10 protein-coding genes are annotated in these 12,611 nt (G+C 66.6%); 2 read left to right on the top strand and 8 right to left on the bottom strand.

Annotated features, from left to right (window positions below):
- Nucleotides 1-10: 10 nt before the first annotated feature.
- The 7 genes from ubiB to LIG30_RS13980 all read right to left on the bottom strand — a co-directional run bounded on the left by ubiB (nt 11) and on the right by LIG30_RS13980 (nt 9,076).
- A complete protein-coding gene (ubiB, locus tag LIG30_RS13950) occupies nt 11-1,588 on the bottom strand; it encodes a ubiquinone biosynthesis regulatory protein kinase UbiB (protein WP_038713133.1) in 1,578 nt (525 codons plus the stop codon).
- A gap of 12 nt (nt 1,589-1,600) precedes the next feature.
- Entirely contained in the window at nt 1,601-2,227 is a 627-nt protein-coding gene (locus LIG30_RS13955; protein ID WP_038713135.1) for a ubiquinone biosynthesis accessory factor UbiJ, read from the bottom strand.
- 119 nt (nt 2,228-2,346) lie between these two features.
- Complete coding sequence (locus tag LIG30_RS13960; RefSeq protein WP_038713136.1) at nt 2,347-3,357, bottom strand: Tim44 domain-containing protein; 1,011 nt, start codon at nt 3,355-3,357, stop codon at nt 2,347-2,349.
- Nucleotides 3,358-3,398: 41 nt separating this feature from the next.
- Nucleotides 3,399-4,130 carry a bifunctional demethylmenaquinone methyltransferase/2-methoxy-6-polyprenyl-1,4-benzoquinol methylase UbiE gene (gene ubiE / locus LIG30_RS13965; RefSeq protein WP_038713137.1) on the bottom strand — a complete coding sequence of 244 codons (732 nt, stop codon included), beginning with the start codon at nt 4,128-4,130 and terminating at the stop codon, nt 3,399-3,401.
- Nucleotides 4,131-4,182: 52 nt separating this feature from the next.
- The gene (locus LIG30_RS13970) at nt 4,183-4,596 is read right to left on the bottom strand and encodes a gamma-butyrobetaine hydroxylase-like domain-containing protein (RefSeq protein ID WP_038713140.1); all 414 of its coding nucleotides are present in this window, start codon (nt 4,594-4,596) and stop codon (nt 4,183-4,185) included.
- On the bottom strand, nt 4,593-5,036 hold the full coding sequence (locus tag LIG30_RS13975) for an HIT family protein (protein WP_038713141.1): 444 nt from the start codon (nt 5,034-5,036) through the stop codon (nt 4,593-4,595). Before LIG30_RS13975 ends, LIG30_RS13970 begins: the two co-directional genes overlap by 4 nt.
- 29 nt (nt 5,037-5,065) lie before the next feature.
- Nucleotides 5,066-9,076: a DUF3683 domain-containing protein gene (locus tag LIG30_RS13980; protein ID WP_038713143.1), complete on the bottom strand. Its 4,011-nt coding sequence runs from the start codon at nt 9,074-9,076 to the stop codon at nt 5,066-5,068.
- Between the two features lie 576 nt (nt 9,077-9,652).
- Between LIG30_RS13980 and ilvA the strand changes: the two genes are divergently transcribed.
- Complete coding sequence (gene ilvA / locus LIG30_RS13985; protein WP_038713144.1) at nt 9,653-11,176, top strand: threonine ammonia-lyase, biosynthetic; 1,524 nt, start codon at nt 9,653-9,655, stop codon at nt 11,174-11,176.
- Nucleotides 11,177-11,187: 11 nt separating this feature from the next.
- The gene (queF, locus tag LIG30_RS13990; protein ID WP_038713145.1) at nt 11,188-12,012 is read left to right on the top strand and encodes an NADPH-dependent 7-cyano-7-deazaguanine reductase QueF; all 825 of its coding nucleotides are present in this window, start codon (nt 11,188-11,190) and stop codon (nt 12,010-12,012) included.
- A 123-nt stretch (nt 12,013-12,135) separates the two neighbouring features.
- On the opposite strand, the gene LIG30_RS13995 is transcribed toward queF, so the two are convergent.
- Nucleotides 12,136-12,522, bottom strand: a complete 387-nt coding sequence (locus LIG30_RS13995; RefSeq protein ID WP_006751946.1) for a RidA family protein — start codon at nt 12,520-12,522, stop codon at nt 12,136-12,138.
- Nucleotides 12,523-12,611: the final 89 nt, after the last annotated feature.

Consider the following 12,611-nt stretch of genomic DNA (forward strand, 5'->3'; position numbering starts at 1 on the left):
CTCCTTTCGGTCAGGTGCCGTACGTGATTGCCAGCAGCACCCGCGCGACGAGCGCGCCGACGCCCACGGCAATCCCGAACAGCAGCAACGCCTGCAGCAGCCGGTTGGTGCGCTTCTGCTCGACCAGGATCTGCCGCATCAGGTCCTCGCTCGCGGCGCGCGGTGCGTTGTGGTGCGCCGCCAGCGTGTGATGGATCAGCCGCGGCAGCTGCGGCAAGGTCTTGCTCCATTGCGGCGCCTCGACCTTCAAGCGTTCGAACCAGCCGCGCAGGCCGATCTGCTCGGTCATCCAGCGCTCCAGATACGGCTTCGCGGTCTTCCACAGATCGAGCTCGGGGTCGAGCGAGCGGCCGAGCCCCTCGACGTTCAGCATCGTCTTCTGCAGCAGCACGAGTTGCGGCTGGATTTCGACGTTGAAGCGGCGCGACGTCGAGAACAGCCGCATCAGCACCTGGCCGAGCGAGATGTCCTTCAGCGCACGGTCGAAATACGGCTCGCACACCGCGCGGATCGCGCTTTCCAGCTCCTCGACGCGCGTGTCCGGCGGCACCCAGCCGGACTCCAGGTGCAGCGTCGCGACCCGGTGGTAATCGCGCTTGAAGAACGCGAGGAAGTTCTGCGCGAGATAGTTCTTGTCGAAATCGGACAGCGCGCCGACGATCCCGAAATCGAGCGCGATATAACGGCCGAAGGTATTCGGATCGAGGCTCACCTGGATGTTGCCGGGGTGCATGTCCGCGTGGAAGAAGCCGTCGCGGAACACCTGCGTGAAGAAGATCTCGACGCCTTCGCGCGCGAGCTTCTTGATGTCGACGCCGGCCGCGCGCAGCGTCTCGACCTGGCTGATCGGCACGCCGGACATGCGCTCCATCACGAGCACGTTCGGCGTCGAGTAGTCCCAGAACATCTCCGGCACGAGCAGCAGGTCGAGGCCCGCGAAGTTGCGGCGCAACTGGCTGCCGTTCGCGGCCTCGCGCATCAGGTCGAGCTCGTCGTGCAGGTACTTGTCGAATTCGCCGACCACCTCGCGCGGCTTCAGCCGCCGCCCGTCGGCCCACAGGCGCTCGGTCCAGATCGCGATGTCGCGCATCAGCGCGAGGTCAGAGTCGATCACGGACAGCATGTTCGGGCGCAGCACCTTCACCGCGACCGCCTTGCCCGCATGCACGCCCTGCCTGAGCTTCGCGAAATGCACCTGCGCGATCGACGCGCTCGCGACCGGGTTGCGCTCGAACGCGTCGAACAGCTCGTCGACCGGCGCGCCGAGCGATTTCTCGATGATCGAGATCGCGACCGACGAATCGAACGGCGGCACCTGGTCCTGCAGCTTCGCCAGCTCGTTCGCGAAATCGACCGTCAGCAGGTCGCGCCGCGTCGACAGCACCTGGCCGAACTTCACGAAGATCGGCCCCAGGCTCTCGAGCGCGCGGCGCAGGCGCACCGCCGGCGGATCGGAATAGCGACGGCCGATCGTCGTGATGCGCAACAGGAGCTTCAGCCGCCGGTCGGTAATGCGCGACAGCATGACCTCGTCGAGGCCGAAGCGGATGACCGTGTAGACAATCTTGATGAAACGGAAAATGCGCATGCCCTGCGGCCCTCAATGCGCGCTGCGCGGGCTGCCGCCCGCACGCGCGCCGATACTGTGTTCGAGTCGTTCGATCCGCTTTTCGACGCGCGCCAGCGCATCGCGCGCGCGCACCAGTTCGGTGTCGAAATCGGCGAGCGACGCACGCCGGACGACCTGGGGATTCTCGTCGAGCCAATACTCGGCAAGCGAATCGAGCACGTTGCGTCCGGTCCGGCGCGCGCGTTCGCCCGCATCGCGCGCGAACGTCGCGATCCGGTGCGCGGCCGCATCGCCGATCAGCTTCGCGAGATCCTCTTCCGGCTCCCAGCGCAGATGTTCGGCGAGCTTCGCGATCTGCGTCGCGAACTCCGCGTCGCCGTCGATCTTCACGTGCTTCATCACCGCCGCCTGCCCGCCTTGCAGGAACGCCGCCACGGTATCGCCCGCAAGTGCGATCGACACGTCGAAACGGCCTGCGTCGCCGGCTTCGACCGCGGCGAGATAGCCGTCGGGCTGCACGAGCAGCATCAGCGACACGGGCGGAACGTCGAGCCGGGCAGTCTTGCCCGCGTAGGGAATCAGGCGATCGCGCGCCCAGGATTCGCGCGCGAGCAGGTGATTGACAGCAGCAGCAAAAGGCTTGGCGGCAAAGGTCATCGGGTTAGGAAAGAAAAACCCGCGCAGACAGGACGCCCGCGCGGGTTTCTATTGTAACGTCGGATCAGCCGAGCCCTCTGTCCGAGTGCAAGCCTCGGCGGCAGGCCGGGCCGATTCCGTCAATGCGTGCCGAGCTGCTGGATGCCGGCCAGCAGCCAGCCCTGCCCACCCGACTTCGACAGATTCCAGACTTCCTCGAACGGCGCGGCCGGCGCGCCCGCCGATTCGCGGATCAGGCCGTGGAAGCGCACGCTCGCCGACTGCCCGATGCCGCGATCATCGACCTCCAGCAGCTCTGCGTCGAGCTGCACGACATCGGTCTGGTTCTTCTCGTTGCCGCGCCCGTCGAGGTCGATCTTGATCTCGGCGAACATTTCCGGCGTGGTGAATTCACGGATGTCAGCCATGTTGCCCTGATCCCACGCGGCCTGCAGGCGCACGAAATACACCTTCGCGCTGCGCAGGAACGCCTCGGTGTCGAAACCCGCCGGCACCTGGACCGCTGCTGCGGCGGGCGCCGCAGCCGGCGCGCCGCCGCCGAACACCTGCTGCGCCTCGCTCGCATAGCCGCTGCCCGAACCCGACTGGAACGACGTGCCTTGCTGCGAGTAACCGCCCGGGCCGCCGGCCGACGACGCCGTGCCGCCCGCCGCGTACGCCGGCTCGTTCGAACGGCGGCGGTTCATGATCTTGCGGATCACCCAGATGCCGACCATCGCGAGCAGCGCGATCACGATGACGTTCGCCATCATGCTCGCGAACGCGCCGCCGAGGCCGAAGTGCGACAGCAGCGCCGCGATGCCGAGCCCCGCCGCGAGGCCGGCGATCGGCCCGAGCCAGCGCGAGCGGTTCGGCTGCGCGGCGGGTGCCGCCGCGCCCGGCTGCGCGCGCTGCGCCTGCGACGGCGCGGCCTGCTGCATCGGCTGCTGCGCCGGCGGCGTGGCCTGCCGCTGGGTAATCGACTGCGACTGGCGGCCGACGCTGCGCCCGCCGCCCATCCGCTTGGCCTCTGCATCGAGCGACGCGAACGTGCCGGCCGTCAGCAGGCCGACCATCAGCAGCGTGCCGACCCGTCGCGCCCACGGCTTCGACGGCTCTTTACGGTTGAACAACGAACGAGATTCGGACATCGGCTTCTCCAGATGTAAGACAAATGTATGGACAGAACCCCTCAGTACTTGGTTCCAAGGTGTAAAGCTACCACGCCACCTGACAAATTGTAATATTTGACGGCATCGAGGCCCGCTTGTTCCATCATCGTCTTCAGCGTGTCCTGATCGGGGTGCATGCGGATAGATTCGGCAAGATACTTGTAACTGTCGGCATCTTTCGCGAACTTGTCTCCAAGCCACGGTAATACTTTGAAAGAATACAGGTCGTAGGCTTTTTTCAGCGGCTCCCAGACTTTCGAGAATTCAAGCACCATCACGCGGCCGCCCGGCTTCGCGACGCGGCGCATCTCGGCGAGCGCGGCGTCCTTGTGCGTCATGTTGCGCAGCCCGAACGCGACGGTGACGATATCGAAGTAGTTGTCCGGAAACGGAATCTTCTCGGCATCGCACAACAGCGACGGGGTCACGATGCCCTTGTCGAGCAGGCGGTCGCGGCCGACGCGCAGCATCGACTCGTTGATGTCGGTGTGCCAGACCTCGCCCGTCGGCCCGGCGGCCTTCGCGAACGCCTTCGTCAGGTCGCCGGTGCCGGCCGCGATGTCGAGCACCTTGAAGCCGGGGCGCACGTTCGCCTGCGCGATCGTGAATGCCTTCCATGCGCGGTGCATGCCCGCCGACATCAGGTCGTTCATCAAATCGTAGTTGCTTGCGACCGAATGGAACACGCCCGCCACTTTCTTCGCTTTTTCGGTTTCCTCGATGCTCTCGAAGCCGAAGTGGGTTTTGCTCATCGCGTTGATCCTCAGTAAATGGCAAGACGGCGCCGCAAACCGGCGCCGTCGTTCAGTGGCAGTGGCCGTGCGGCGTGCCCGCCGCCGGCATCGGGGCGTCGCGATCGACGCCCGCCGCCTTCAGTTTGTCGAAATAGTCGCGCCAGAGCGCATCCTGGCGGGTCGCCAGGTCGTACAGCAGATCCCAGGAATAGATGCCGGTCGAGTGACCGTCGGAGAAGGTCGGCTGCAGTGCGTAGTTGCCGACGCCCTCGAGCGCCGTGATCGTCACGTCGCGCTTGCCGGTCTGCAGCGTTTCCTGCCCCGGCCCGTGTCCGCGCACCTCCGCGGACGGCGAATAGACCCGCATCAGCTCGAACGGAATCCGGTAGTTCTCGCCGTTCGGGTACTGCAATTCGAGCACGCGCGACACCGCGTGCACGACGACGCCTGACGGAATCGGCGTCGTGGAAGTCAAACCGCTCATGCCTGCCTCGGATCGGACAATCGTTGAATCTCTTCGCGCACCGCATTGTGCAGCAACGTGGCTTGCGCGGCCCGCGCGCGCAGCAGCGCGTCGGACACGCTGCGCTGGCGCGGCGCCCAGACGGGTTGCGGGAAATGCGCGTCGTTCGAGAAGCGGGGGATCACGTGCCAGTGCATGTGCGGCACCATGTTGCCGAGGCTGGCGAGATTCACCTTGGTCGGCTGCATCACGCGCCGCACCGCGCGCTCGACCGCGACCACCACGTTCATCAGGTGGCTGCGGTCGGCGTCCGAGAGATCCGAGCACTCCGCGACGTGGTCGTGCCAGATCACCCGGCAAAAGCCCGGATAGTCCGATTCGCCCGTCGCGAGGACGACGCGCAGCGCGTCGTCCCGCCAGAGCACCTCGCCACCCTCTTCACGACAAAACACGCATTCCATCGTCGCTCCTTGTGCAGGCACCACCCGTATCAAACCAGCACGCGCTCGATGCCGCCGTCGTTCGCGTGTGCGACGTAATCGGCCATCCAGTTCTCGCCGAGCACCTGGCGCGCGATCTCGACGACGACGTAGTCGGCTTCGATGTTCGCGTCCTCGTTGTAGCGCGACAGGCCCTGCAGGCACGACGGGCAGCTCGTCAGGATCTTCACGTCCGCGCCGCCCGTCGCCGGCGCATCGCCCGCGACGACCGGAATGGCGCGCAGCTTCGCCGCGCCCTTGCGGATTTCCTCTTCCTTGCGGAAGCGCACCTGCGTCGAGATGTCCGGCCGCGTGACCGCGAGCGTGCCCGACTCGCCGCAGCAGCGCTCGCTCTTCTCGATCTTGTAGCCGTCCTTCTCGGAACCCATCAGCTCGTTGACCAGCTTGACCGGGTCCATCGTCTTGATCGGCGTGTGGCACGGGTCGTGGTACATGTAGCGCGTGCCCTTCACGCCATCGAGCTTCATGCCCTTTTCGAGCAGGAACTCGTGGATGTCGATGATCCGGCAGCCCGGGAAGATCTTGTCGAATTCATACCCCGCGAGCTGGTCGTAGCAGGTGCCGCACGATACCACCACCGTCTTGATGTCGAGGTAGTTCAGCGTGTTCGCGACCCGGTGGAACAGCACGCGGTTGTCGGTGACGATCTGCTCGGCCTTGTCGTACTGGCCCGCGCCGCGCTGCGGATAGCCGCAGCACAGGTAGCCCGGCGGCAGCACGGTCTGCACGCCCGCTTCCCACAGCATCGCCTGCGTCGCCAGGCCGACCTGCGAGAACAGGCGCTCGGAGCCGCAGCCCGGGAAGTAGAACACCGCCTCCGAATCGACGCTCGTCGTCTTCGGGTTGCGGATGATCGGCACGATCTTGTTGTCCTCGATGTCGAGCAGCGCGCGCGCCGTCTTCTTCGGCAGGTTGCCCGGCATCTTCTTGTTGACGAAGTGGATCACCTGCTCGACGACGGGCGGCTTGCCGGTCGTCGCGGGCGGATGCTGCGTCTGCTTCGTCGTGACCTTCTTCAACACGTCGTTCGCGAAGCGCTGCGCCTTGTAGCCGAAGCCCATCATCACGCTGCGCGCGGCGTTGATCGTCTGCGGATTCGTCGCGTTCAGGAAGAACATGCCCGCCGCGCTGCCGGGATTGAACTTCTTCTTGCCCATCTTGCGCAACAGGTTGCGCATGTTCATCGTCACGTCGCCGAAGTCGATCTTCACCGGGCACGGCGTCGCGCACTTGTGGCACACCGTGCAGTGGTCGGCCACGTCGTTGAACTCGTCCCAGTGCTTGATCGACACGCCGCGGCGGGTCTGCTCCTCGTACAGGAACGCCTCGACGAGCAGCGACGTCGCGAGGATCTTGTTGCGCGGGCTGTACAGCAGGTTCGCGCGCGGCACGTGGGTCGCGCACACCGGCTTGCACTTGCCGCAGCGCAGGCAGTCCTTCACCGAATCGGCGATCGCGCCGATGTCGGACTGCTGCATGATCAGCGATTCGTAGCCCATCAGGCCGAAGCTCGGCGTATACGCGTTGCGCAGGTCCGCGCCGTCGAGCAGCTTGCCCTTGTTGAAGCGGCCCTGCGGGTCGATGCGCTGCTTGTATGCGCGGAATTCGGCGATCTCGTCGTCGGTCAGGAACTCGAGCTTCGTGATGCCGATGCCGTGCTCGCCGGAAATCACGCCGTCGAGCGAGCGCGCGAGCGTCATGATGCGCGCGACCGCCGCGTGGGCGTCCTGCAGCATCTCGTAGTTGTCGGAGTTGACCGGCAGGTTCGTATGGACGTTGCCGTCGCCCGCGTGCATGTGCAGCGCGACGAACACGCGGCCGCGCAGCACCTGCTTGTGGATCGCCTGCGCCTCGTCGAGGATCGGCTTGAACGCGCCGCCGTTGAAGATCGCGCGCAGCTCGGCGCGGATCTCCTGCTTCCACGAGATCCGCACCGTGCGGTCCTGCGCGACGTGGAACACGTTCACGCCCGGCTGCGCGTCGACGCGGTCCGCGAACTTCTCGGCCAGCGCCTCGTAGCCAAGCTGCACGAGGTAGTGCTGCGCCTCGCGCAACGGCATGTCGAGCCGGTCGCGCACGAATTCCCAGCGCGCGCGCACGCGCTTGAGCAACTCCAGCGCCTGCTGGACGCGGTCCTCGAGCAGCTCCGCGCTCGGGATCTCGCTTGCGTCGTCGGTCTTGCCGAGCGGCAGGTTGCCGGTCCTGAAGAACGCCTCGAGCGCGTCGACGAGCTGCAGCTTGTTCTTCAGCGACAGCTCGATGTTGATCCGCTCGATGCCGTCGGTGTATTCGCCCATCCGGTTGAGCGGAATCACGACGTCCTCGTTGATCTTGAACGCGTTCGTGTGCTTCGCGATCGCGGCCGTGCGGCTGCGGTCGAGCCAGAAGCGCTTGCGCGCCTCCGCGCTCACCGCGACGAAGCCCTCGCCGCTCTTGCCGTTCGCCATGCGCACGACTTCGGACGTCGCGGCGGCCACCGCATCGGCGTCGTCGCCGACGATGTCGCCGATCAGCACCATCTTCGGGAACGCGTTGCGCTTGCTCTTGGTCGCGTAGCCGACCGCGCGCAGGTAGCGCTCGTCGAGGTGCTCGAGGCCCGCGAGGATCGCGCCGCCCTTCTTCGACGTCTCGAACAGGTAATCCTTGATCTCGACGATGCTCGGGATCGCCTCGCGCGCCTGGCCGAAGAATTCGAGGCAGACGGTGCGCGTGTGCGCGGGCATCTTGTGCAGCACCCAGCGCGCCGACGTGATCAGCCCGTCGCAGCCTTCCTTCTGCACGCCCGGCAGGCCGGCGAGGAATTTGTCGGTGACGTCCTTGCCGAGGCCTTCCTTGCGGAAACGGCGCCCTTCGATGTCGAGCGTCTCGCTGCGCAGCAGCTTCTCGCCGGGCGCGCTCGCGCCGTCGAACCACTTCAGTTCGAAGCGGGCGACAGGAATGTCGTGGATCTTGCCCTGGTTGTGCTCCAGACGGGTGACTTCGAGCCAGTTGCCGTCCGGGTCGACCATCCGCCACCAGGCCAGGTTGTCGAGCGCGGTGCCCCACAGCACGGCTTTCTTGCCGCCCGCGTTCATCGCGACGTTGCCACCGATGCACGACGCGTCGAGCGAGGTCGGATCGACCGCGAACACGTAGCCGGCCGCTTCGGCCGCCTCGGTCACGCGGCGCGTGACGACGCCCGCGCCGGAGAAGATCGTCGGCACCTTGTGCGCGACGCCCGGCAGCTCGGTCAGCTCGACCGCGCCCAGTTGCTCGAGCTTCTCGGTGTTGATGACGGCCGAGAACGGCGTGAGCGGCACCGCGCCGCCCGTGTAGCCGGTGCCGCCCCCGCGCGGGATCACGGTCAGGCCCAGCTCGAAGCAGGCCTTCACGAGGCCGGCGATCTCGGCCTCGGTGTCCGGCGTCAGCACGACGAACGGGTACTCGACCCGCCAGTCGGTCGCGTCGGTCACGTGCGACACGCGCGACAGCCCGTCGAAGCGGATGTTGTCCTTCTGCGTGCAGCGGCCGAGCGCCTTCGTCGCGCGGCGGCGCAATTCCGCCATCTGGTCGAATTCCTGCGCGAACGCGTCGACTGCGCGATGCGCGGCGTCCGCGAGCATCTGCACGCGGGCCGCGCGTTCGCGGGCGGCGTCGTCCTGATTCGCGGACAGGTCGGCGCGGCGGCGCTTCTCGATCTCGGTCAGGCGGTGATTCAGCGCCTCGATCAGCAGCACGCGGCGCTTCGGGTTGTCGAGCAGGTCGTCCTGCAGGTACGGGTTGCGGCGCACGACCCAGATGTCGCCCAGCACTTCGTACAGCATCCGGGCCGAGCGGCCGGTGCGACGCTCGGCGCGCAGCTCGTCGAGCACGGCCCAGGCTTCCTCGCCCAGCAGGCGGATCACGATCTCGCGATCAGAGAACGAGGTGTAGTTGTACGGAATCTCGCGCAGGCGGGGCGCGGGGTCGGCGGCGACAACAGCAGCCGCGCCGTGCGGATCGAAAACTTGTGGTGCGTTCATGTTCGGACGACTCGGAGGGCCGCTCGCCGCTAACAAGGGGCGGTCGGTCAAGCGCATGGGCGCAATCTTGGGGAAATCTGTTCTCTTACCAGGCGCGCGACTGCTTCGCATGGGGCCGCAGCAAGCGCTGAAGCGCTGCTCCGGATCGACGCGCCCTGGCGGCGCTCGGAGCCATCAGCACGATCGCGCACAGCGCGCGTGCCGCTCCGCCGCTGGACTGGCGGCGCGCGGCGACGGCTTCAAATGGACGATCCGAGGGTGCCTTTGCATCTTCCGATCCTTGATTCAAAACGGAATTCTAACCCATGATCGGGCATCGCGTGGGGCGTAGAATCGGCCGCACGGGGCCGCCCGGCACCCCGCCGCGCCGCGCCGGGCAAGGTTTTCGCCGCCCGCTGGCCGTCCGGACGGTCGGTAACCAGCCGGTTAAGCGCGAAAAATCGGGGGCCGGAGTGTTTTTGCGCAGCCGCAACGCGGGGGCGACGCGCGCGCGAATGCCGGGAAATCGGCTGCGAGGCGGGCCCAGGCGCTATCATTGATCTTTTACGTCTGCATCCGCACTGCACGCGAGCGTCCATGGCCTCCCACGATTATCTGAAGAAAATCCTCACCGCACGCGTCTACGACGTCGCGATCGAGACAGAACTCGAATCCGCCCGGAACCTGTCGGCCCGGCTGCGCAACCCCGTCTACCTGAAGCGCGAGGACAACCAGCCGGTGTTCTCGTTCAAGCTGCGCGGCGCATACAACAAGATGGCGCACATTCCGGCCAACGCGCTCGGGCGCGGCGTCATCACCGCGTCGGCGGGCAACCACGCGCAGGGCGTCGCGTTCTCCGCGGCCCGCCTCGGCGTGAAGGCGGTGATCGTCGTACCGGTCACGACTCCGCAGGTGAAGGTGGACGCGGTGCGCACGCACGGCGGCCCGACCGTCGAGGTGATCCAGGCGGGCGAATCGTACAGCGACGCGTACGCGCACGCGGTCAAGGTGCAGGAAGAGCGCGGCCTCACGTTCGTCCATCCGTTCGACGATCCGTACGTGATCGCGGGCCAGGGCACGGTCGCGATGGAGATCCTGCGCCAGCACCAGGGGCCGATCCACGCGATCTTCGTGCCGATCGGCGGCGGCGGGCTCGCGGCCGGGGTCGCCGCGTACGTGAAGGCGGTGCGCCCGGAGATCAAGGTAATCGGCGTGCAGACCGAGGATTCGTGCGCGATGGCGCAGTCGCTCAAGGCCGGCAAACGCGTCGAGCTGAGCGAGGTCGGCCTGTTCTCGGACGGCACCGCGGTGAAGCTCGTCGGCGAGGAGACCTTCCGGCTGTGCAGCGAATATCTCGACGACGTCGTGACGGTCGACACCGACGCGCTGTGCGCCGCGATCAAGGACGTGTTCCAGGACACCCGCAGCGTGCTCGAGCCGGCCGGCTCGCTCGCGGTCGCGGGCGCGAAGCGCTATGCGGAGCGTGAAGGGATCGAGAACCAGACCCTCATCGCGATCACGTCGGGCGCGAACATGAATTTCGACCGGATGCGCTTCGTCGCCGAACGCGCCGAGGTCGGCGAGGCGCGCGAGGCGGTGTTCGCGGTGACGATCCCCGAGGAGCGCGGCAGCTTCAAGCGCTTCTGCTCGCTCGTCGGCGACCGCAACGTCACCGAGTTCAACTACCGGATCGCCGATGCGCAGTCGGCGCACATCTTCGTCGGCGTGCAGATCAAGCGGCGCGGCGAATCGGCGGAAATCGCCGCGAATTTCGACGCGCACGGCTTCACGGCCGTCGATCTGACGGGCGACGAGCTGTCGAAGCAGCACATCCGCTACATGGTGGGCGGCCGCTCGCCGCTCGCGCTCGACGAGCGCCTGTTCCGTTTCGAATTCCCCGAGCGGCCGGGCGCGCTGATGAAGTTCCTGTCGTCGATGGCGCCGAACTGGAACATCAGCCTGTTCCATTACCGCAACCAGGGCGCGGACTACAGCTCGATTCTCGTCGGCCTGCAAGTGCCGCAGGCCGAGCATGCCGAATTCGACCGATTCCTCGCGGCGCTCGGCTACCCGTTCTGGGAAGAGAGCGGCAATCCGGCCTATCGTCTTTTCCTGTCGTAACCTGACGCATCATGCAACCCGAACACTCCCCGCTCGGCAAGGCGACCGTCTACGCATCGCAGTATGACGCGTCGCTGCTGTTTCCGATCCCGCGCGCGAGCGCGCGCGAGCAGATCGGCATCACCGCGCCGCTGCCGTTTTTCGGCACCGATATCTGGAACGCCTACGAACTGTCGTGGCTGAATGCGCGCGGCAAGCCGCAGGTGGCGGTCGCGACGTTCTACGTGCCGGCCGATTCGCCGAACATCGTCGAATCGAAATCGTTCAAGCTCTATCTCGGCTCGTTCGCGCAGACCCGCATCGAGTCGCTCGACGCAGTGCGCGACGCGCTCAAGCGCGACGTGTCGGCCGCCTGCGGCGCGAGCGTCTCCGTGCAGCTCGTCGGGCCGCACGATTTCGCGAAGCTGCAGATGGACGAGCTCGACGGACTGTCGCTCGACCGCCTCGATCTCGATACCGACATCTACGAGCCCGATCCGTCGCTGCTGACCGCGGCGCTCGACGAAGCGCCGGTCGAGGAGACGCTCGTGTCCGACCTGCTGAGGTCAAACTGCCCCGTCACCGGGCAACCGGACTGGGGCAGCGTGCAGATCCGCTACGTCGGCCCGCAGATCGATCACGCGGGCCTGCTGCGCTACCTGATCTCGTATCGCAACCACACCGGCTTTCACGAGCAATGCGTCGAGCGGATCTTCATCGACATCCTGCGCGCGTGCAAGCCGGTGAAGCTCGCGGTGTACGCGCGCTATACGCGGCGCGGCGGGCTCGACATCAACCCGTTCCGCACCAACTACAACCAGCCGATGCCGGATAACGCGCGTACTGCGCGGCAGTGAGCGGCATGCGATGACAGGCGGCTCTCGCGAGCCGCCTCTCCGCGCCGGCAGGCCCGAACGACACAGCCCGACCGGCGCGAGCCGATCGGGCTGTGTCGCTGTGCGATGCGGGTAAACGCCGCGTTACTTCGCCGGCGCCTTGTAAGCGATGCAATCGACCTCGACCTTGCAGTCGATCACCATGCTCGACTGCACGCACGCGCGCGCCGGCGGATGCTCGCCGAAGTACGAGACGAACACCTTGTTGAACGACGCGAAATCGCGCGCGTCGTCGAGCCACACGCCGCAACGCACGACGTGCTCAAGGCCGTAGCCGGCTTCCTTCAGGATCGCGATCACGTTCTCGATCGTCTGCTTCGACTGCGTGACGATCCCGCCTTCGACCACTTCGCCGTTCACCATCGGCGTCTGGCCCGACACGTACAGCCAGCCGTCGGCTTCGACCGCACGCGCGAACGGCATCACCTGGCCGCCCGTCCCCTTCGCTTCGCCTACGCCATATCGCTTCATCGATTCACTCCTGTGTCGACCAGGGTTGGCGCTCGAGCGCTCACCCAGGTCCCATGCAACGCTCGGTTGCGGATGCGCGCGCCGGTCGC

Origin of the sequence: Burkholderia sp. lig30 (genome assembly GCF_000687455.2) — a bacterium.
Classification (GTDB): domain Bacteria; phylum Pseudomonadota; class Gammaproteobacteria; order Burkholderiales; family Burkholderiaceae; genus Burkholderia.